Source organism: Stieleria bergensis (genome assembly GCA_007745635.1).
In the GTDB taxonomy this organism is placed as follows: domain Bacteria; phylum Planctomycetota; class Planctomycetia; order Pirellulales; family Pirellulaceae; genus Stieleria; species Stieleria bergensis.
In genome coordinates, this window is sequence record CP036272.1 from 90,760 (window position 1) to 112,808 (window position 22,049).

12 protein-coding genes are annotated in these 22,049 nt (G+C 55.8%); 7 read left to right on the forward strand and 5 right to left on the reverse strand.

All coding sequences use genetic code 11. From position 1 onward, the window contains the following. Positions 1–6 precede the first annotated feature (6 nt). The 4 genes from SV7mr_RS00285 to SV7mr_RS00300 form a co-directional block, all read right to left on the reverse strand. Entirely contained in the window at positions 7–1,518 is a 1,512-nt protein-coding gene (locus tag SV7mr_RS00285; protein WP_145268159.1) for an APC family permease, read from the reverse strand. Between the two features lie 2 nt (positions 1,519–1,520). Then, positions 1,521–2,993, reverse strand: coding sequence for a DUF1501 domain-containing protein (locus tag SV7mr_RS00290; protein WP_145268161.1), 1,473 nt, complete (start codon positions 2,991–2,993; stop codon positions 1,521–1,523). A 61-nt stretch (positions 2,994–3,054) separates the two neighbouring features. Continuing rightward, entirely contained in the window at positions 3,055–6,696 is a 3,642-nt protein-coding gene (locus SV7mr_RS00295; RefSeq protein ID WP_419187917.1) for a DUF1553 domain-containing protein, read from the reverse strand. Between the two features lie 144 nt (positions 6,697–6,840). Beyond that, on the reverse strand, positions 6,841–7,347 hold the full coding sequence (locus tag SV7mr_RS00300; RefSeq protein WP_419187918.1) for a DUF1499 domain-containing protein: 507 nt from the start codon (positions 7,345–7,347) through the stop codon (positions 6,841–6,843). A 167-nt stretch (positions 7,348–7,514) separates the two neighbouring features. Between SV7mr_RS00300 and SV7mr_RS00305 the strand changes: the two genes are divergently transcribed. Next, positions 7,515–8,858, forward strand: coding sequence for a replication-associated recombination protein A (locus SV7mr_RS00305; RefSeq protein WP_145268165.1), 1,344 nt, complete (start codon positions 7,515–7,517; stop codon positions 8,856–8,858). A 182-nt stretch (positions 8,859–9,040) separates the two neighbouring features. Further along, positions 9,041–10,450, forward strand: a complete 1,410-nt coding sequence (locus tag SV7mr_RS00310) for an O-antigen ligase family protein (protein WP_145268167.1) — start codon at positions 9,041–9,043, stop codon at positions 10,448–10,450. Between the two features lie 50 nt (positions 10,451–10,500). Here the strand turns inward: SV7mr_RS00310 and SV7mr_RS00315 are convergent, their stop codons facing one another. After that, complete coding sequence (locus SV7mr_RS00315; protein ID WP_145268168.1) at positions 10,501–11,679, reverse strand: AraC family transcriptional regulator; 1,179 nt, start codon at positions 11,677–11,679, stop codon at positions 10,501–10,503. Between the two features lie 343 nt (positions 11,680–12,022). On the opposite strand from SV7mr_RS00315, the gene SV7mr_RS00320 reads away from it, so the two are divergent. The 5 genes from SV7mr_RS00320 to SV7mr_RS00340 all read left to right on the forward strand — a co-directional run bounded on the left by SV7mr_RS00320 (position 12,023) and on the right by SV7mr_RS00340 (position 21,344). After that, positions 12,023–13,141, forward strand: a complete 1,119-nt coding sequence (locus SV7mr_RS00320) for a Gfo/Idh/MocA family protein (protein ID WP_145268170.1) — start codon at positions 12,023–12,025, stop codon at positions 13,139–13,141. Positions 13,142–13,350: 209 nt separating this feature from the next. Beyond that, positions 13,351–17,751 (forward strand): PVC-type heme-binding CxxCH protein, encoded by a 4,401-nt coding sequence (locus tag SV7mr_RS00325; RefSeq protein WP_473163698.1) that lies wholly within the window; start codon positions 13,351–13,353, stop codon positions 17,749–17,751. Between the two features lie 224 nt (positions 17,752–17,975). Further along, the gene (locus SV7mr_RS00330) at positions 17,976–19,151 is read left to right on the forward strand and encodes a sialidase family protein (protein WP_145268172.1); all 1,176 of its coding nucleotides are present in this window, start codon (positions 17,976–17,978) and stop codon (positions 19,149–19,151) included. A 352-nt stretch (positions 19,152–19,503) separates the two neighbouring features. Further along, positions 19,504–20,481 (forward strand): UbiA family prenyltransferase, encoded by a 978-nt coding sequence (locus SV7mr_RS00335; RefSeq protein ID WP_419187919.1) that lies wholly within the window; start codon positions 19,504–19,506, stop codon positions 20,479–20,481. After that, entirely contained in the window at positions 20,412–21,344 is a 933-nt protein-coding gene (locus SV7mr_RS00340) for a sugar phosphate isomerase/epimerase family protein (RefSeq protein WP_145268176.1), read from the forward strand. Before SV7mr_RS00335 ends, SV7mr_RS00340 begins: the two co-directional genes overlap by 70 nt. Positions 21,345–22,049: the final 705 nt, after the last annotated feature.

The following is a 22,049-nucleotide window of genomic DNA, read 5'->3' on the forward strand; positions in this document are numbered from 1 at the left end:
GTGTTGCTATTTTATCGGATTTCTTCTACCCCATGCCGCCCAGAACACGAGGCCAACGGCAAGTGTACCTAAGCCAACCAGGGCCTGAGCAGGGGATCTTAGGGCCGTCAACGATAGCACCGTTAATGTACCCCCAAGGTAAAGTAATGGTACCCAAGGATGTCCCCAAACCTGTATCTTGAGGTCACTCTTGCGGCCAACCCACAATGAGAGCATGCCACAAATTGCCGCACACAGCGATAAGGTGAAGCCCAAGTAACCCAGTAGATCCGAAAGCCGAGTCGTCAAGACCACAACACTGGCCAAGCAGGCTTGCAGCGCGATCGCGATCCGCGGCAGCGGGTCGTTTTGAACGGTTTGGCGGTTCGAGCCAGATAATCCGTTATCGTCCAGTGTCTCGGTCGAGTTGATTTCCGACCCGGTTTCAGCCGATTTTCCTCGCAAAATCGCCGGCATCAGACCGTCAGATGACATCTTCTGATAAACCCGAGGCCCGGTCTGCGTGAGCGCCAGAACCGAAGTGATCAAGCCCAGGATGATCATCACGCGGGTCATTGGACCCACCCACTGGCCGATTGCCAGGCCTTGAGAGGTAAGCCTTTCCCCCAAAGACTCTGCGGTTCGAGCGGCAATATCTTGTTGACCGGTCACCTGATCGGCGCTCGGCAAATACATGAAAACGAGGTTTAGAAGCACGTACAGCACCGTCACCAGGGTGGTTCCCAGCAACATGGCTCGGGGAACGTTGCGCCTTGGTTGCTTGATTTGTTCGCTCAGATAAACCGCGCCGTTAAAGCCGCTGTAGCTCAGTGAGATCCAAGTCAGCGCCGAGGCAAACGCCAGCGCACCAGGCCACCAATGAGTCGCGCCGGCTTGTTCAACCACGCCAGGCTCTGGCAGGGCGGGTTCTTGCAAACCCAGCCACAGCGAGCGAACGGAAAAGGCCAGCCCCAGAAACAGTGCGATCATCAGCAGCTTGGCAATCACCACTGCATCTTGTGTCCAGGCCCCACCGCGTAAGCTGGTCGCATGGATCAACGCTGCGATCACGATCAAGCCCACCGCAAACGCGCCTTGAGGCATCGCATCGATCAGTGGCGACGACCAGAGTCGCAGGTGAGATTCAAAGGTCGATGCCGCAAGCGCCATGGCGCCTGTAAATCCAGCCAGCAAGGAAACCCAACCGGCCATCATGCCGGCCGCTGGATGGACGCCGCGGGCGAGAAACAAGTACTCGCCACCCGACTCAGCGTACCGGGCCGCCAAACCGCCATAGGTGATGGCACCGCTGATGGCGATGACACCGCCAACGATCCAGGCCCAGATCACGGTTGCCGGAGAGCCTAGGCTGGCCAACGAGAATCCGCTGGTTGTGTAGATGCCAGCGCCAATCATGCTGGCCGCGACGACCAGTGTTGCCGATGGCAATCCCAGCAGTCGATTGCCTGCTGAGAGCTTCTCTGTGTCGTCTGCCGTTTCCGAGGCGACGGATGCATGAGTGTTTGGTTCCGACTGCAACTTCAGCTCAGGATTGGATTGACTACATGGCCGCCTTCGATTCCTGTTAACCGCTGATCCAAGCCTTTGAAGGCATAAGTAAACCGGTCGGAATCAATTCCCATCAGGTGCAGGATCGTGGCGTTTAAGTCGCGGATGTGGACAGGATCGTTGACGATATTGTAACTGAATTCGTCGGTGGTCCCGTGCACCGTGCCACCTTTGATGCCGGCACCGGTCAACCAAACGCTAAAGCACTTGGGATGGTGATCGCGGCCATAGGTGTCTTTGGTCAGTTTTCCTTGGCAGTAAATGGTCCGCCCAAATTCGCCACCCCAGACGACCAGTGTGTCGTCGAACATCCCACGTTGTTTTAAGTCCTTGATCAGGGCCGAACAGGGTTGGTCAATGTCGCGACATTGATTGGGAAGGTCTCTAGGCAGTGAACCGTGTTGATCCCAGCCGCGATGGAAGATCTGTGTGAATCGCACGCCACGTTCGGCCATTCGTCGCGACATGAGGCAGCAGTGAGCAAACGTGCCCGGCGTCGTCACATCGGGGCCGTACATGTCCAGCACATGCTGGGGCTCATCACTGATGTCTGCCAGTTCTGGAACACTGGTTTGCATGCGGAACGCCATTTCATACTGTTCGATCCGAGCTTGCGTTTGCGGGTCGCCAATGGCGCGGGAAGTGTCTTGATTCATCGCGGCCAAAGCGTCAAGCATTTGTCGCCGAACTTCGCGACTGACGCCCTTGGGATTGGATAAATACAGCACCGGGTCACCGCTGCTACGCAACGAGACGCCTTGGTACTTGGTGGGTAAAAATCCGCTGCCCCAAAGTCGGTTGTACAGCGCTTGTGCTTCTTTCCGTCCGGTCCATGATGCCGTCATCACCAAGAAAGCGGGCAGGTTTTCGTTTTCGCTTCCCAGTCCATAGCTCAACCACGATCCCAAGCTAGCTTTGCCCGGCAGTTGATCGCCGGTGCAAATGTAGGTGATCGCGGGGTCGTGATTGATCGCTTCGGTGTGCATCGAGCGAATCAGTGCCAGGTCATCGACATGCTTTGCGGTGTGTGGCAACAGCTCGCTGACCATGGTGCCAGATTGCCCATGTGGAGCAAACTTGTAGCGACTTGGTGCGACTGGGAAACGAGCCTGTCCGCTGGTCATGGTGGTCAAACGCTGGCCCATGCGAATCGTGTCCGGCAGGTCTTTGTCAAACCATTCGCTCATTTTGGGCTTGTGATCCCACATGTCGATCTGACTGGGAGCTCCTGACATGAACAGATAGATGGCCCGTTTTGCCTTTGGTTCATGGTGTGGCAGTTCCGGGATCGCTGCGGCGCTGGCTAGGCTTGGCGACAGGCTGCGATCGCCGGCCAAGCTTGCCAAGGCAGCTGTGCCAAGTCCGGTCGCTCCGCGAGCAAGCAAGGTGCGTCGTGAGAGCAAACGCCTGACTTGTGCCTGATAGCTTTCTGGCATGAGGTTCATCGTTTGGTGTTCCTGGTAAGTTGCGATGTTTCGCCGGTCGAACGGGGACGCAGGGGTTGGTTTACTGGTTTACGACTTGGTCAAGGTTCAGCAGGGCACTGCAAAGCATCATCCAGGCAGCGTGTTCTGCCGCATCCTGCATGGCGATTTCGCCTTCGTCCACCGCCAGCAGATCCGTTGCCGCCCCGGTGGTCAATTCAGCTTGTTCGCCGTAGTGGCTGCGCATCTGTTCAAGCAGTTTGAGCGCTGCACTTAGCTGATGATCACTTGGCGGATGCGTCGTGACGGTTTCAAACAGCCACGTGATTCGCTGTGCATCATCGCCAGCTTTGACGTCGTTGGTGGTCAGTGCTCGATGAGCCAAGTGTTTCGCTGATTGCAGGTACTGTTGTTCGTTCATCAGCAACAGAGCTTGCAGCGGTGTGTTGGTCCGTTCACGCCGCGCCGTGCAGCTCTCCCGGCTCGGTGCGTCAAAAGTTGACATCGTTGGCGGAGCACTGGTGCGTTTCCAGAAAATGTAGACGCTGCGGCGGAACTGTTTCTCAGGATCTTGATCGGCGACAAAGTTTGCGGTGTCGCTGCGCGTGTAACCCACCGCGTACCACAGACCTTTGGGCTGCGGAGGTTTGACGCTGGGACCACTGAACGCCAAATTCAACAAGCCACTTAACGCCAACGACTGGTCGCGTAGCACTTCGGCATCAAGCCGGAAACGTGGTCCACGGGCGAAGTAGCGATTGGCCGGATCGAGTTCATGATTGGCGGGGTCGACTTTGGCGTCACGGCAGAAGGTCTCGCTGGTCACAATCTGTTTCAGCAACGCTTTGACGTCCCAGCCACCGGCTTGAAACTCCAGTGCCAGATGGTCCAGCAGTTCTTGATGGCTCGGTGGTTCGCCTTGGCTACCAAAGTCTTCGCTGGAGCGGACGATGCCGGTTCCCATCAAGACTTGCCAAAATCGATTCACCGCGACACGTGCCGTCAGTGGGTTCTCGGGAGTTGTCAGCCACCGCGCTAATCCCAAACGATTCTTCGGTGCCGAGTCGGGCATCGATGGCAAGAACGCGGGGACTTCGCGCGGCACGCTATCGCCAGGTTGATCATATTGTCCACGCATCAGAACATGAGCCTGACGAGGCTTGGCAAGTTCTTTCCAGACCAGCGTGGTGGCGATCTTGTTTTCGATGTCCTGTTTGGCTTTCTTAGATCCAGCGATCAGGTCCTGCAGCGCCGTCCAGTCTTCGTGGTCACAATGCACTTGGCGATAGTAGGTTCGCAGTGACTCCTTTTGTAACTCGCTGCGTTCGTCTCGTGCAGTCGCAACCAGTTGACGGATCGATTCCGGCACTGGCAACGCCGGAGAGCGAAACGCATAGGTCAGCATGGGATCACGCTGGCTGGTGATCGTCTTGATAAATAAATGGTTGTCGCCTTTGACCAAGTCAAGCTTGTAAGTATTGGCCAGCGGCTTCATGGGGCCCGTGCGACGAACATCTGCGATGCGTTTCTTATTCAAAAACACAATCGTGGCATCGGAACTGCCTAGCAGCAGGTCAATGCTTTGTGCTTTGGGAGATTTCAGTGACTGGTAGAACACATTGATCGTGACGCCATCATCGCGATAGGGCAGTGCATTGGTTTTGACTTCACTGATGGATTCGGCAAGCTGCCATTTGATTTCTTGCTCACCATCTCGGAATGTCGCGTTTGGATCAAAGGTTGCATTTTCGGCCGCAACGTTTCTGCCGTAGGCCGCTTGGGCTGATTCGGCAGCAAACGGACCCGCCAATTGCAGCGGTCCCAGTTCGACCCATTCCTGCGGCACCTCCGGTTCGCCTTCAGCTAAGTCCAGCTTGACGGCGTGGAACTGATGACTGCCGTAGATGCTTTGGTATTCCAGGCGGACTCGTAATCGATTGGCACCTTCCTGCAGGCGCTTCGTTAACTCTGGCAAACCGAACGCGGCGCTGCGACTGCCGTTCTTTTCATGCCCGCCGACGGCCCAGCCTTCATCGCCCACTCGTTTGCCATCGATCGCATACGAGAGAGCGAATTTGCCATTGGGTTGTTCATAATCGGCGACGGCCTGAGAGATCTTCAGCGACTGCCATTGCACGTCAGCGTTGGGCTCGGCGTCATCATCCACTTGCGCGGTTTCAAAGGTGATCTCCGTCAGAACGGCGTTTCCATTGCTTGCGCGACCGACCCGATTGGAGGTTGGTTCGGCGATGACTGACAGCAGAGCGGTGCCCCAGTCTGACTGGTCTGTCTCAGCAGGCAGTGCGAGCACGATGGAGTGAGTGTCCTTGTCAGCGATCTCCTTGCCCGAGCGGACGATGGTTTCTTCATCGATGTGTAATGGCTTGCCGGCTTGGCTGGTGGCGGCCAGTGCTTTTAAGGTGACGGGGTCTGCAGCGGGTTCATCGCTGGGCTTCTCGACAGGCTTGGCAGCGAGCTGGTTTTCCCATTCGACTTGCGCCGCGTCGACGGTGGGCAGGTCACCTTGCTTCTCTGTTTGGTAATCAGCGATCTGTTCGGTCAGCTGTTTGATTTGCTCGATTTGTTCGGTGGTCGGAACTTTGACGACCGGTGGATGGTCTTTTTTGTTTCCATCCAAAGCGCGACCATCGAGGCTGTTGAAGAACGCTGACAGCGAGTAGTAATCTTGCTGCGTGATGGGATCAAATTTATGGTCGTGACAAACGGCGCACTGTGTCGTCAAGCCAAGAAAGATAGTTCCAAAGGCGTCGGTGCGGTCGATGACATTCCGCGCAAACACTTCATCGTAGATTGATCCGCCTTCGCTGGTGGTGACATTCAGTCGATTGAATCCACTGGCGATCTGTTGTTTCAGGGTGGCGTTGGGCAGCAAGTCGCCAGCCAGTTGTTCGGTGATGAACTGATCAAACGGCATGTTCTGGTTGATCGCTTCGATGACCCAGTCTCGATAGGGCCACATTTCGCGATAGTTATCCAGGTGCAAGCCATGGGTGTCGCCATAGCGAACGAGGTCCAGCCATTGCCGACCCCAGTGCTGGCCGAACGAGGGTGAGGCAAGAAGTTCGTCGACCAAGGTTTCGTAATTCAGCTTGCCTGTTTTAACGGCCTGAATCTGTTGCCGAGTCGGTGGCAGGCCTGTCAGTGCCAGGGTCGCGCGACGCAGCAGCGTCAGGTCATCGGCTCGCGGGCCGACTTTCAGCCCTTGTGCTTTGATCTCTTTGTCGATCAAAACGTCGATGGCATGAACGTCTGCTTTGCTGGTGACTGGGCTTTGCTTTGGCGGAACGAATGCCCAATGCGATTGCACTTTGCCGCCCGCTTTGATCCAGCGATTCAGGATGGCGATTTGATCGTCCGTCAATGGCTTGTTGTACGCTGGCGGTGGCATGATCAATTCTGGATCATCGCTGGTGATTCGATCATGAAATTCACCGTCGATCACCGATTCCACGCCCTGGCTCTGGTCCAGTCGCAGATCGGCTTCGCGTTTGTGCTGGTCGGGGCCATGGCAGGCAAAGCAGTGGTCGGACAGGATCGGTCGAACTTCGCGCACGAAGTCAACGGTTGCAGAGTCTTCGGCCACCGCAGGGCTGATCAGCCCTAGCCCGATCAGCGCCAAGCAGCTGGCAATCGCTTGTTCAAAAAGACGTTTGCTTGTCCGTGCGAATACTGTGTTTGGTAGGATTCGAATGGGATCGCTCATGAGTGGTGCTTCGGTGGTTGGCCAGCGCTTGGGCCGTCTTTCAGTGGCCATTGCGTGGGAGCCGTTGTGTGAGGCCTGGGAATGGTGGGCCGTCATGCGAGAGACGCAGAGGGTGGGAACGGACCGCCAAAATCCGTCCATAGTTTAGCTACTAGGAGCCTGATTGGCTGGGGCTGAGAGTCTGTTTTCGGCAAGTCGACCGATTCCCTGGGTCAGTTCTTTCAGGTTTCGCGGATTTTGGCCCAAATCACCTTTGCCAAGACGCGATTGGCTCTCTGCATGCAGAGACAGGAAGCCGCCATCAACGGGCGTCAGTCGCACTGTGATATCGTCAACAAAGCGAAAAAGTTTCGTGCTGCGCGTTAGGCGAATGACTGACAGCGCGGTTGGCGTTGTGTCCTCGGATTCGGCGGTTTCGTCGTCCAGGACACTCCAGTGACTTTGCGATTGGACCCAGTCCATGATCAATGCTTGCGCTGCATCAGCATCCATCTCTAAGGTCAGTGGCCGCAGTTCTGGATCCTCCGCTTGTTCGGAAAGCTCAGCAAAGTTCGTCGTCCAATCACGGCCCCAGTCGTCGATTTGCGCAGCGATGGTTCCCAGAATCAGCAGAGTCACGATCAGAGCGAGCCAAGGAATCATTTTCTTCATCGTCATTTGGGTGCCAAGAGGGTCGAGTCAAAGCTCGCCCTGCGGTAAGGTTGGTGTTTCGATCTGATGCGAATTGAACCGCAAACAGGCCTATGAATCGCTGGCCGTGGTGTTCGAGGCGTTGTCTGACTTGAGTCCTTGGTAAGCCTAACCGTTGAGCGAGATTGATGGCACAGCAAACTCCTTCACTTTTTCAGTCGCAAGAAGATGACGCGCTGGCGGCGGCTCAGCCGTTGGCGGCACGCATGCGACCTCAAAAGCTGGACCAGTATGTCGGGCAACAACATATTTTAGGTCCCGGCAAGTTGCTGCGACGCATGATTGGTGCAGGACGATTGGGGTCGATCATTTTGTCCGGACCTCCCGGCACCGGCAAAACAACCCTGGCGCACTTGTTAGCGGGTGAAACGGGCAGTCAGTTTCGTGCACTCAGCGCCGTCACCGGAGGCGTCAAAGAGGTCCGCGAAGTGCTTGCCTGGGCAACGGATTTGGTCGCCAGCGGTCAACCTCGGCCCGTCTTGTTTGTCGACGAAATCCACCGCTTCAGCAAAAGCCAGCAAGACGCTCTGTTGCCAGACGTTGAGGCAGGGATCGTGTCATTGATCGGCGCCACAACCAGTAATCCACACTTTGCCGTCAATGCGGCGTTGATCAGCCGAAGCCAGGTCTTTCAGCTCCAGTCGCTTCGCAGCGAAGAGATTAAGCAGTTGCTACAGACCGCGATTGAGGATCCGATTCGTGGCTTGGGCAAATTGTCAGTGCAGGTCGAGGATGACGCGATCGAATTGCTGGCAGATGTCTCCGAAGGTGACGCGCGACGCGCGTTGACGGCTTTGGAGATCGCCGTGTCCAGTACCTCCGACAGCAAAGTCACGATTCAGGAAGCCGCGGAGTCGATCGGGAAACGCATCGCTGGGTATGACGGCACCGGTGATGATCATTATGACTTGATCAGTGCCATGATCAAAAGCATCCGTGGAAGCGATCCGGATGCTGCGATCTACTGGTTGGCTCGAATGCTAGACGGTGGCGAAGATTTGCGTTTCCTTTGCCGACGCTTAGTGATTCTGGCTAGCGAAGACATTGGCAACGCGGATCCGCAAGCTTTGCCGATGGCTGTCAGTTGCATGCAGGCCTGTGAATGGATCGGTTTACCCGAAAGCGAATTCATGCTGGCGCAGACCGCAACGTACCTGGCCTTGGCCCCGAAAAGCAACTCGGCAGGAGTGGCTCTAAGCAACGCACGAAAGGACTTGCGCGAAAAGAAAATCGTTGCCGTTCCGCCGTCTTTGCGCGACGCTCATGGCAGTTCCGCAAAAGCAGAAGGTCGCGGGGAAGGGTACATGTACAGCCATGATTATCCCAATGCGATCGCACCTCAGCGTTACTTGGACAACGAGCAACCCTATTACCAGCCCAACAATCGGGGCTTCGAAAGGGAGTTGCAGAAACGACTGGACTGGATCAACAAGCAGCGCCAGTCGTCGCCACCATCGTCGGATAGCCGCTGAGCCATCGGGGGCTTCTCGTTCCGGGGACAGTGTCTGTCGATTGTGTGGATTCTGCAGCCTGTGGCTCCAGTTTACGATCCTTGCTGGTGATTGGATCCGCTGAGCAGAAAGGGGAGAACGGACAGCAACCTAGACTTTTAGGTCTAGTGATTGTCCCCGCCCTCGGTGTTATTTCTGCTTCCATGAAGCTGCTAATCGTCCTCTTTCTGATCGCAGGTCTCGTCTGGGCAGTGGCCTTGATGCGGCGGTTGCCGAAACAGCACACGCAGTCTCTGTCTCGATCAGTGGTGTGGTTGCTGCTGATCGGAACCGTGTTGGGGCCCGCTTCGTTTGCCATTGAGGGGCCGATCCAAATCAGTGTCGATCGAGTGTTTTTGGCGCTGGTCTGTGTTGCCGCTGTGATTCAGTGGCGGTTTGGCGTGTTGCGACTTGATCGCTGGCAGCGGGTCGACATCGTATTGGGGCTGTTCACGGTTTATCTGTTGTTTAAGTCACTTGGCGGTGTGCCTGATGAGGCTCGCGTCAATCCGATGGGACGATGGCTGTTCTATGTCTTTGTGCCGTTGATGGTGTACACGCTCGCTCGCTTTTCTCGCTGCACGCGATCGGACTTTCGCTGGATGCTCAACGCGCTGATTGGCTTGGGTTTGTATCTGTCCGTGATGGCGATGTTCGAAGTCTTGGGATGGCACCATTTGGTGTTTCCACGATCGATTGTTGATCCGACGCAGTGGGAGTTCTTTGGTCGCGGTCGCGGTCCACTGATGAATCCGATCGGCAACGGGTTTGTGATTTCACTGGGGATCGCTGCGTTGACCACTCGGTTCCTGGATGTCGGGCGCCAAGGCAAGATGATTTGTCTCTGCTGTGGCGTGATCTTGATGGCGGGCTGCTATGCAACGCTGACGCGAAGCTGTTGGATCGGTGCTGTTGGTCCACTCATGATCGCCGGCTGGGTGTTTGGTTCCCGAGCGATTCGTGCTCTGGCACTGGTTGCCTGTGTGTTGGCGGGGATGGTCTTGGTGACCGATACCGGCCGCTTGCTTGTCCGTGAGGTTGTCGCCATGAAACGCGATCAAGCGCTTTCGGCAAAGGACGCCGCCAAGTCCGTTTCGTTGCGTCCCTTGTTGGCCATCGTTGCTTGGGAGATGTTTTGCGATAAGCCGTTGGTCGGTCATGGCTTTGGACAGTACTTTCAACACAGCCAACCCTATTTCAGTTCGCGATCCTATGGGCTGCCTTTAGAACAGGCTCGCGGTTATGAACATCACAACACCTTTTTGGCGTTGTTGGTCGATACCGGATTGATCGGCTTGGGATTGTTCTTGCTGGCGATTGCAGTCGTTGCCGCGCGGGCCTGGTCGATGCTTAGAGATCCGCGCAGAGAAACAGCTGCCAAGCAGATGGGGCTGTTCTTTCTATGTTTGTTTGCCGCGTATTTGCCCAATGCCGTTTTTCACGACATGACCATCATTCCAATGGTTCAGACGTTCGTGCTGGCCTTCGCAGGCTTTGTGGTCTCGGTGGATGATCGAGGTTTCGCAGGCCAACGGAATGCAGAAGAACCGAAGTTGCGGTTGGCGATGCAGTAACACGCTCATGCAGAACACACTCATACAGAACACGCTCATACAGAACACGCTCATACAGTGGATGACGTGCCAGCTTGATCGCGATGTGTGTTGCGGAATTGTGTGGTGGTCAGCCCAGTTTCGCGTTTGAACATGACGCTCAGGTATTCGCTATGTTCAAAGCCACAGCGTCTTGCGATGGTTTCCAGCGGCAACTCAGTTTCTTGTAGCAGTTGACGCACTTTGGCGATCCGCTGTCGGATGATTTCTTGATGAGGCGATCGTCCGAGCAGTTTTTGGTAGCGGCTTTCCAGCACTCGCCGTGTTAGTTCGGTGTGCTGCATGACATCGTGAACATTGATGCCATGAATCGCGTGTTCGCGAATGTAGCGTAGTGTCTTGGCGATCTCGTCGTCTTCGATTGCGGTGACGTCCGTTGATTGCCGGGTGCGGATACCCAGTGGCTTGATCAGTCGGGGTTCCGATTCTACTTGTTGGCCCGACATCATTTGATGCAACAGGGACGCAGCTTCGAATCCAACGCCGCGACTGTTGGGGATCACACTGGATAGTGGTGGGCTGGCAAGACTGCACAGTAATTGGTCATCATCAACACCGATCACTGCAACTTGCTCGGGGACGGCTAGATCCAGCTTTCGACACACGTCAAGGACTTGTTGGGCTTTGATGTCATAGCATGCCATGATGCCAATCGGCTTGGGGACATTTGCCAGCCAGTCGGCCAGCGATTGCTCTTCGTCTTGCCAGCGGTAGTCTGCTGACAATCGCGAGGTTGATTCGTACAGAAAGTACTCGGCGCTTGATTGTCGAACGTGATTGGCAAAGTTTTGTTCGCGCCATTTCGACCAATTGAATCCAGGGTCACTCACATAGGCCAGATTCCGAAAGCCACGTTCAATTAAATGATCGGCGGCCAGTTCTGCTGTCGCCAAGTCATCGGTTTCCACCCAAGGAATGTCTGGAACCCGGCGCGCTGCACTGACATCAACGGCTGGTAGTTGGCTGTTCTCAACCGCTGTCGCCATGGAATCGGTTTCGACGCGGGCAATGATTCCATCTCCCTGCCAGTCAGCAAGCCAGGCAGGCGGATTGGCAGTGCGTTCTTGTTCAGGCAAATACACCGACCAGGGTTCGTGCTGATTAATGTATTGAATGATTCCCTGCAAAATGCCTCGGGCATAGGCATTGGAGGTTTCAATGAGCAGTGCGACGCGTTGGCGGGTTGCCATGAGACAAAAGAGATTGAGCTGGAACGTTTTGGGGGTGTGGCAGCAGGAACGGCGATCGCAGGGATTTTTGAACGATGAGACAGTAAAACGGGGGCGAATCGGCGGTGGCGAGCCCCCGTTCTGCGAGGCGTGGAGGCTCTAAGATACGGGGAAAAAGATCAATGCCAATCCAGTAATGAAGCGTTTTGCGAGATTTATCGCGGTGAAATAGCTCATCTACGCTGTGATTTATCTCATGGTAATCCTGGCGATGGCTGCAACAATAGGTCGACTGCATTCCCCCGCCGACTGGCTCGGCGATGCTTTTTCCCTACTATCGACTCTGTCAGTCATTGGAGTGACGATGACAAAAACACTGAACGTAGCAATGATCGGATTGGGCTTTGGTGCCGAGTTCATCCCCATCTATCAAGCTCACCCGAACACCAATGTGATCGCGCTTTGTCGTCGCAACGAAGAAGCGCTCCAGCAGAGCGGCCAACAGTTTGGTATTGAGCGTTTGTACACTGACTATGACAAAGTCTTGGCGGATCCTGATGTGGATTACGTTCACATCAACAGCCCGATTCCTGATCACGCGTGGATGTCACTCAAAGCCTTGGACGCCGGCAAGCATGTCATGTGCACGGTGCCAATGGCGACAACGATCGACGAGTGCCGTCAGATTGTTGAAAAGGTCAACGAGACTGGGTTGAAGTACATGATGGCTGAGACGGTGGTCTACAGTCGTGAGTTCTTGTTCATCAAAGACCTGTATGAGAAAGGTGAATTGGGCAAGATCCAGCACTTGGCTGCGTCGCATCCGCAAGACATGGACGGCTGGCCAGAGTACTGGGAGCGTATGATCCCCATGCACTATGCCACACACGTGGTCAGTCCTTGCTTGGGGCTGGTCAATGGCTTGGCAGAATACGTCAGTTGCTTTGGCTCCGGTACGGTCCGAGATGACATCGCTGAGAAGTCAGGCAATCGATTCGCTGTGGAGAGCTGTCACATTAAGTTGAAGGACAGTGACTTGACCGCTCACATCTGGCGATTCTTGTACGACGTCGCGCGTCAGTACCGTGAGAGCTTTGATGTTTACGGCACCAAGAAAAGTTTCGAGTGGACGTTGATCGAAAACGAGCCACATGTGATTCACACCGCCAAGAAGCCTGAGCCGGAAATTCCAGAGACGGTCGAAGTGCCAGACTTCGCGCACTTGCTGCCCGAAGAGATTCGTAAGTTCACCTTGCCTCAGGAAATTCATGACGCTGAACACCTGTCCTTTGTCCAAGGTGGAGGACATGGTGGTTCGCACCCGCACATGGTTCATGAAATGGCCTCGGCATTGTTAGAGGACCGTGATCCATCGCCGAATGCTGTGACCAGTGCGAACTGGACCTGTGTCGGTATTTGTGCTCACGAGTCGGCGCTAAAAGGTGGCGAAAAAGTTGCGCTGCCAGAGTTCACACTGCAATAACAACTGCAACGCCGTCGTTGGATGCGTGTGCGCACGCATCCAACATGGCAGAAACTGAGCCGATGCCTGTTGGGATCGGCCTTCGTTGACGGACATCCCCTTGGTCTGCACGCGATTGCAATCCTGCGACTGACGCAGTGCTGGCAATCAACACTCCCGCTCCATTCCTTTCCGGATTCTTGATGATGATCACTCGAACCCACCAAGTGATAGCTCTGATCTTTTTAATCGCGTTTGCGTTTGGAGGTGCGCTTGCTGAAGCACAGCAGCTGAACGCCCAGTCACAGGTCGATGCACCGCTGAACCTGCTGTTTCTTGGTGACAAGGGGCATCATCAGCCGGCTCGCCGGGCGGCGGAGTTGATCCCCGTGCTGGCCGAGCGAGGCATCAAGGTTCAGTACACCGACGATGTCAATGCCGCTCTGTCACGCCAAACGCTGGATCAGTACGATGGCTTGATCGTTTACGCAAACATCGATCAGATCTCGGATCCGCAGGCCGAGGCTTTGTTGTCGTACGTCTCTGAGGGTGGTGGCTTCATCCCACTGCATTGCGCTTCGTACTGTTTTCGCAACAACCCAGACGTCGTGGCTTTGATTGGCGCTCAGTTTCAACGTCATGGCGGCGAAGTGTTTTCGGTCAAGCCAACCAAGGAAGGCAAGTCGCACCCGCTGCTGAAGAACTACTCCAGCTTTGAAAGTTGGGATGAGACTTACGTGCACACGCTGCACAACACCAAGCAGCGGCTTGTGTTGGAACAACGTCCAGAGGGCGACGGTTTAGAACCATGGACGTGGATTCGCACTCATGGCGAGGGGCGTGTGTTTTATACCGCCTGGGGACATGATCAACGCACCTTCAATCAGCCAGGCTTTCATAATTTGGTTGAGCGTGGCATTCGCTGGGCCTGTGGCCAAGATCCGACGGTGGTTCCCGAGTTTGTCGGCGTCCAGCCAGAACCGCTGGAATCGTTACCGATGAAACCCATCCCCGATGGGCTGGCAACCTTCGAATACATCGATGTTGGTCCGAAGATTCCAAACTACGCCGTCACGCGTCGTTGGGGCGAACAAAAGAAGCCCCTGAACCTGATGCAGAAACCGCTCTCGCCAGAGGAGTCAATGAAGCACTACTCGGTGCCGGAAGGGTTTGAACTGTCCTTGTTTGCTGCTGAACCCGGCATCGGTGGCAAGCCAATCTGCATGGCATGGGATCATCTGGGTCGGCTGTGGGTCGCCGAGACCTATGATTATCCCAATGAGAAACAGCCCGAAGGCAAAGGCCGTGACCGGATTCGCATTTGTGAAGACACCAACGGTGATGGCAAAGCCGACACGTTCACTGTGTTTGCAGACGGGTTGAGCATTCCGACCAGCATTGCGTTCTCACATGGTGGCTTGATCGTTCACCAAGCGCCTCAAACGCTGTTCCTTCAAGACACCGACGGCGATGATGTTGCTGATGTGAAAAAGGTGTTGTTTGATGGTTGGAGTGTTGGTGACACGCACGCCGGGCCAAGCAATCTGAACTACGGTCACGATAACTGGTTCTACGGCATCGTGGGTTACGCCGGTTTCCAGGGAACAATCGCCGGTCAGCAACGATCCTTCCGCACGGGTTTCTATCGCTTTCAAGTCGACGAAGTTGATGGTGAAGTCGAAGTCACTGATTTCGAATTTCTGCGCAACACAAACAACAATTCGTGGGGCGTTGGGCTTAACGAGCAAGGTTTGTTGTTTGGTTCAACCGCCAACCGCAATCCCAGTGAATTTATGCCCATCGCGAACCGCTACTACGAACAAGTGCGGGGGTGGACGTCGTCGGGACTCGGTGGCATCGCTGACAATCACCTCTTTCAACCGGTGACGGATAAAGTGCGTCAAGTAGATCATCACGGTGGTTACACCGCAGGTGCTGGACATGCCATTTACACCGCGCGGCGCTATCCGGAATCCTTCTGGAATCGCACCGCCTTTGTTGCCGGACCCACCGGCCACCTGGTCGGTGTCTTTGCTTTGACGCCTGATGGAGCAGGCTATCGATCGACCAGCCCGATGAACTTGGTTGCCAGTGATGATGAATGGGCAGCGCCGATCATGGCAGAGGTTGGACCCGATGGCAACGTTTGGGTGATCGACTGGTACAACTACATTGTGCAGCACAATCCGACACCGGCTGGATTCCGCAACGGTCCTGGCAACGCCTACATGACCGAGCTTCGGGATAAGAAACACGGGCGGATCTATCGTGTCTCGTACGGCGAAGCTGTTGCCGGTGAACCCGTTAAGCTGGATGCCAACGATACAGCGGGGTTGGTCGCGGCACTGAAGTCCACCAACTTGTTGTGGCGACGACACGCACAGCGTTTGCTGATCGAACAAGGGCGAACCGAAGCGATCCCCCAATTGTTGCAAATCGCTGGCGACGAATCCGTTGACTCTGTGGGACTGAACACGGCGGTCGTGCACGCGCTGCGAACGCTCAATGGTTTACAGGATTGGAGCCACCCCAAGGCGCAGCAAGTCTTGCTCAAAGCGCTCAAGCACGCTTCGCCGGCCGTGGTCCGAACAGCGGTTGAAATCATGCCTCGATCGGATTGGGGCAGTGAACAGTTAATAGCAGCCGGTTGTGTTAGCCATCCAGATGCACAGGTCAAACTGGCGGTTCTGTTGGCTCTGTCCGAAATGCCTGCATCGCCCTCCGCTGGCCAAGCCGCCGTTGCGGTGTCGAATTCTGACACACTTTCCCGTGACCGCTGGTTGCGCGAAGCGGCCGTGAGTGCTGCGGCAACGAACGCTCAGGACGCGCTCAGCGATGCGTTGTCACAGGAATCACCCGTCACTGCGGCCTTGGTTGAAGCTTGCCGCATCGTGGCACAACACATGGCTCGCGACCTGCAAGAGAACGCCATGACTGCGTTGCTGCCATCGGTCGCCAAGGGCAACCCGGAAGTTGCTTCAGCGATTATCAATGGTTGGTCCCAGGGTTGGCCCAAGGAAAAGACTTTGGCACTGAGCGATGACTCCGAAGACGCTTTGGTTTCCGCCTTTGATGCCTTGCCACCAGCGGCACGCAGCCAATTGGTGCGGCTCGGGCAAACCTGGGGCAGTGAACGCCTGGCGGCCAACGCTCAGGCGATCGCCAAGTCCTTGCTGGCGATCGTGGAAGACGAAGCAGCGGCAGGCAACGCTCGCATTGATGCGGCACAACAGTACATTGCTCTGTTGCCTAGCGACTGTGATGCAGTGGAGCAGTTGTTGCAAACCGTTTCGGCGCGAACTCCAAAAGACGTTGCCGCCGGTGTGATTGGCGCGTTGAAAGCCAGTCGTTGTGAGCAGTTGGCCGAAGGCTTGTTGGGCTATGTTCCTGAGATGACGCCCGCCAATCGCTCTGCAGCGATGCTGGTGCTGTTGTCGCGACCGGCATCAACAGAAAGCATGTTGAATGCCATGCAGGCAGGCAAACTGACCCGTCAAGATTTGGCGCTTGATCAGCAACAGGCGTTACTGTCACATCCGAACGAAACCATTCGTCGGCGGGCGGCGGAAGTGTTGGCCGCCAGCGGTGGTTTGCCCAACGCGGACCGGCAAAAGTTACTTGAGAGCATGTTGCCGCTGCTTCAGGAAACCGGGGACGTCGCCCGTGGCAAGCTGGTCTTTACAAAGAACTGTGCCAACTGTCACATGCATCGCGGTGAAGGCAAGAAGGTCGGTCCTGATCTGACTGGTATGGCCGTGCATCCTAAATTAGAACTGCTGACGCATGTGATCGATCCCAGTCGCAGTGTCGAAGGCAACTACCGGAGCTATTCGGTGTTAACGATCGACGGGATTGTGATCACCGGGATGTTAGCGTCGGAGACGCAGACGGCGATCGAGATCTTTGATGCGCAAGGCAAGAAGCACGTGATTCTGCGCGATGACATCGAAAGCTTGAAAGCTTCACCAAAGAGCGTGATGCCAGAGGGCTTTGAAAAGCAAATCGACAATCAAGGCTTTATCGATCTGCTGGAGTTCTTGACCGACAAAGGCCAATACCTCCCATTGCCGATCGATAAGGTTGCCACGGCAATTAGCACCAAAGGATTGTTCCATGCCGGTGACGAAGGCGCGGATCGATTGGTGTTCGCCGACTGGTCACCCAAGATGGTCAACGAAGTGCCGTTCCAGCTGATTGATCCACGTGGCAAGTCGGTTCCAAACCTGATCTTGCTGCACGGTCCCCAGGGGTCGATGCCGCCGAAGATGCCGAAGTCCGTTCGGTTGCCGGTGGGAGCCAAGCTCTCGCAAGTGCACCTGTTAAGCGGTGTCAGTGGTTGGGGCTTTCCCGCACACAATCAAAAGTCCGTGTCGATGACGGTTCGTTTGCATTTGGCCGACGGTTCCACCGAAGATCACGAGCTGGTCAACGGTGTTCACTTTGCGGATTACATTCGCCGAGTGGATGTGCCAGGTTCAACCTACGCCATGTCGGTTCGTGGCCAGCAATTGCGTTACATTGCGATTGATGTTCAGTCCGATCTGGCGGTTAAGCAACTAGAATTCGTCAAGGGTAACGATCCCACAGCCCCCATCGTGATGGCTGTCACCATCGAAACGGCCCAGCACTAACCAGCTGTTCGCGGTTCAATCCGCCACGTTTCCCATCAGCAACCCGTCAGCCGTTTTGGCGTTAGCCACGGTTCTTTCCGTGGACTGTCGCGTCACAGAGACCGGACCTGACAGCCAAGCGGCTAATGCGGCGGCCAACTGCTTTGGCGGTGGCCGCGGGTCAGTGATGGATTACACTTCATTCTGAACGGCTGATTGCTTCCTCACACTCTTGAGCGTTCTCTATGAAAGCCTTTGCTGCGTCGCTATACGGCTTGTTGTCATGTTGCTTCTTGGTTGCTCCGCTGCAGGCAGAGCAAATCCCTTGGTCGAAACGCCCGCATGTGGTGATTCATCGTCAAGGTGACGCGGACTGTCACACGTTTCGGATTCCGGCAATCGCTGTGACCAATGACGGAACCTTGCTGGCTGTTTATGACATGCGTTATCGCAGTCGCCGCGACTTGCAAGGGCACATGGACATCGGTCTGTCGCGATCAACCGATGGAGGCAAGACCTGGGAGCCGCCACGGCCGATCATGGACATGGGTGAATTTGGCGGATTGCCGGAAGACCAAAATGGTTGCTCGGATCCTAATCTTTTGGTGGACAAAGCAACCGGCGAAATCATTGTCAGCGCAGTTTGGACGCACGGTCGACCAGGCACACATCAGTGGCGAGGCAGTGGGTCACAGCCAGGAGTGTCGCTGGACAAGTCAACTCAGTTTGTCGTGGTTCGATCGAAAGATGATGGCAAGACTTGGTCGAAGCCGGAAAACTTGACCAAGCAATTGAAGGATCCCAAGTGGTACTTGTTTGCGCCCGCACCAGGCAATGGCATCACCATGTCCGATGGCACCTTGGTGATGCCAACCCAAGGGCGTGATCACACGGGATTGCCGTTTAGCAATCTGATGTTCAGCAAAGATCATGGCAAGACGTGGACGGTTTCCAATCATGCTAGAAGCGATACGACCGAGTGCGCCATTGCCGAGTTGTCAGATGGATCATTGATGTTAAACATGCGCGATAACCGCAATCGATCCGATAAGTCATCGAGTAATGGACGCGCCGTGGCGGTGACCGGTGACCTGGGGGAAACGTGGAAGGTTCATTCCAGTGATCACGGCGCGTTGCCGGAACCGGTTTGCATGGCCAGTCTGATCTCGCATGACTTAAAGGACGGTCGTCGCGTGCTGTTCTTTTCCAACCCCAAGCATTTATCCAAACGCCGCAACATGACCGTGCGAGTGAGCTTGGATGATGGCAAGACCTGGAGCGATGGGATTCAGCTGGATGCGGAGGGCGGTGCCTATAGCTCGCTCGTCATGGTCGACGATCAAACGCTGGGCATACTGTACGAGTCCTCGCGTGCCGACATGGTCTTTCAAACAATCAAGCTCAGCGAGTTCGGCCTGTAACCTGCCGCGCTTGCACGCACTGCTTTGAAGATCTTCGAGTCCTGTGGTGCCGATGCGGAAAATCCACGTGATTGCGGCCCAACGGTGCGCTGCGATTTCATTGGTGCGTGCAAGCACGGCACACTATTCGAACCCAGCCGCGGTTCGATGAAATCGCGATTGCCCAGAGAAAACCCGGGGGCAACGCAACATCAACCAGAATGATTACATCTTCGAAGCAGTGGTGCCGGCCTAAGGCCACCAGCGTTTGGGCTCTGGCAAATCAGCGGTTCGTGTCTACTGGCGGCGCGTCGGGTGGATTAGACTGTGTTGCATTCGAATCCTGTAAAGTGCGTTGAATCGAGGAAAAACAGTGTCAGAAGGCAGCAAAGGTGGCTGGAGAGCTTGGGCGCAGCTGGTGCGTCTGCCCAATGTGTTTACCGTGATTGCGGATGTGGCGGCGGCCTATTTGTTGCTCAGCCATGGCCCTGCGCCTGTTGAGCGTTTTGTGCTAATCATTTTGGCGGGTGTTGCCTTGTACTGGGCCGGCATGATCTTGAACGATCTGTTTGATTATGGACGCGACACAGAGGAGCAGCCCTCACGTCCATTGCCCAGTGGTGCGATCAGCCTTGGTGCCGCCCAGACCAGTGGCTTTGGCTTGTTAGGCCTTGGTGTGTTGCTTGCCGCTGGCGCCGGTTACGTTGGAGAAGGGGCAACCACGACTTGGTTGCCCGCCGTGGTTGCGATCGCGCTGGCGTTGGCGATCGTCGCTTACGATGGCCCGCTCAAGAAAACTCCGTTGGGGCCTGCACTGATGGGTGCCTGTCGGTTCCTGAGCTTCATGCTGGGAGCTTCGGCGGCAATCGAGCTGAGCGATGGGACGCCGCAGATTCCTAAGTACGTCTTGGGCGTCGCGTTTGGGTTTGCGGTCTACGTCATGGGCGTGACTCACTTTGCCCGCGATGAGTCCAGCGTGGATGAGTCGGTACGCGATAATCCGATCAATCTACGCATCGGCACGCTCTTCATGTTAATGGGCGTTCTGCTCCTCGCGTTCGCTCCCGGATTGGCGACCAAAGCAGAGCTGGCGGGGTTTGTGATGGTCCCCGGGCCACAGTTCGCAGTGCTGATCGGCTTGATCGCCCTGCCGGTGATCGTTCGTGTGATTCGCGCTCAACGCAAGCCATCGCCATCTGCACGAGGGCTTGCGATCCGTAATGCGTTGCTGTCGATCATTCCGTTTGCCGCCGCGTATGCCTTACTGGGGGCGGGTCCGAAGTGGGGCTTGATCATTTTTGCGTTGGTCGCGCCGGCGATTTCTTTGGCGATGCGATTGCGGGTGACTTGATGGTCCTGGCTGGGTTTCACGGCAGCAGTCTGCATTATCACGATCCCATTGAATTGGTGAGCGTGTTGGCTGAGCGTGGATTTGGTTGCTTGGCCATTCAGCCACGCCGGGGGCTGCTCGATCCGTTTGCTGGCACCGAGGCCTTTGATCGGTTGATTCACGTGGCGACGGAGCACGGCATGCAGCTCGTGATCGATTTAGATGCGCCCTTTTATGATGATCCAAGACGTTACCAGTGGCCTTCGTTTTTGGAACCGCATTCCCGCTCCGCGCAGCATGCCGGGCAATCCAGCGCAGCAGACCGGTTGCAGCGATGGGTGCAATGGATCGCGGAGAAGGATTGGCGGCCCGCCGCGCTCACCTTTTCCACGGGGCGCGCCAACGAAACGGACAACTTCTCCACCACGGCCCATCAAGCGATCTTGGATTCCTTGGTTGAGCAGTTGCAGCCCGTGTTGGAGTTAGCGCAGCGTCTGGCAGTGAGTTTAGCCCTGAGGCCTGCAGCCAAACATGCTATCGCCACGGTCGCTCATTTTGAACGCTTCTGTCAGTGGATCGACGGCGGAGGTGAATTGGGATTGGCAGCCGACGTTGGCGAAATGTTGCTTGGCGGCGAGATCCCTATCGGGGCTCGATTGGCCAGGATGCAACACAAGTTATCCTGCGTTTATCTTTGTGAGCCCGAGATGACTGACGGACGTGACATCAGTTTCGGTGGCGGCGACATTGATTTTGCACGCGTCTGGGCTGCGATCGCTGAATCGGGGTTCAAGGGGCCGGCGGTGTTTCGGGCGCTCGGCCAAGGGCAGCAAGGCCTGGCCTTGGTGGATCAAGTGCAAGCGATTCTCTCGGCTGGGCGATAGTTCTGGTGATCAGTGCGGAGTGCCTGCATCAGCCGCTTCGCCGCTAAGCCCGGTTCTCTGTGCAGCCGAACCAAGTGACCGAGCGGTGGCGAACGCCAAAACGGCTGATCGCGTTAGATGATCGGAAACACAGTGGAATGCAAGGACGTGGTGAGGGTTGGCCGACATTTGTAGGACGGGCATCAGCTTGGCGGGTGGAATGTGGCCAAAAGGAGTCGCTCTTGCGATGGATTTGGTGGTCCGAAAGCCGCCGTCTGCCGTGAAACAGGAAATTTGCGTTTCACGATCAACAAATTGCTGGACCCTCCAGCCGGTGGGCGCGTAAGATTGAGTGGTTCAACAGAACTGAAGGGTTAAGTAAGGGAGCGGGAGCAGTGACGGAACTTCTCAGTGATCCGGCCGTGAAGGCTGGTCTTGCCGTAGTGGTTTTACTTGTCGTGAGTGCAGTTGCTTTGCAAATGGTTTTGCGTTTTCGGGACTCCACTCGCGAGGATCCGGATATAACGGCAGACGCTCTTTCAAACTTAGAAGAAATGCGATTGAAGGGAGAGCTTAGCGAGGAAGAATTCCGAACAATACAGTCAGCGTCCTCGCGCGGCGATCAGTCGTGAAGGCAGCAGCTGAAAAGTCGGAGTCCACCCTCACCGTCCCAACGACCTTACCTTTCAGTAGTTGTTTCCACGAATCAACGATTTCATTGCTTCA

What these genes read in the sequence shown, in the direction of transcription:
- SV7mr_RS00315 (WP_145268168.1), bottom strand. Translation starts at nt 11,679, where the DNA reads ATGGCAACCCGCCAACGCGTCGCACTGCTCATTGAAACCTCCAATGCC.
- SV7mr_RS00305 (WP_145268165.1), top strand. Translation starts at nt 7,515, where the DNA reads ATGGCACAGCAAACTCCTTCACTTTTTCAGTCGCAAGAAGATGACGCG.
- SV7mr_RS00290 (WP_145268161.1), bottom strand. Translation starts at nt 2,993, where the DNA reads ATGAACCTCATGCCAGAAAGCTATCAGGCACAAGTCAGGCGTTTGCTC.
- SV7mr_RS00295 (WP_419187917.1), bottom strand. Translation starts at nt 6,696, where the DNA reads ATGAGCGATCCCATTCGAATCCTACCAAACACAGTATTCGCACGGACA.
- SV7mr_RS00330 (WP_145268172.1), top strand. Translation starts at nt 17,976, where the DNA reads ATGAAAGCCTTTGCTGCGTCGCTATACGGCTTGTTGTCATGTTGCTTC.
- SV7mr_RS00310 (WP_145268167.1), top strand. Translation starts at nt 9,041, where the DNA reads ATGAAGCTGCTAATCGTCCTCTTTCTGATCGCAGGTCTCGTCTGGGCA.
- SV7mr_RS00300 (WP_419187918.1), bottom strand. Translation starts at nt 7,347, where the DNA reads ATGAAGAAAATGATTCCTTGGCTCGCTCTGATCGTGACTCTGCTGATT.
- SV7mr_RS00320 (WP_145268170.1), top strand. Translation starts at nt 12,023, where the DNA reads ATGACAAAAACACTGAACGTAGCAATGATCGGATTGGGCTTTGGTGCC.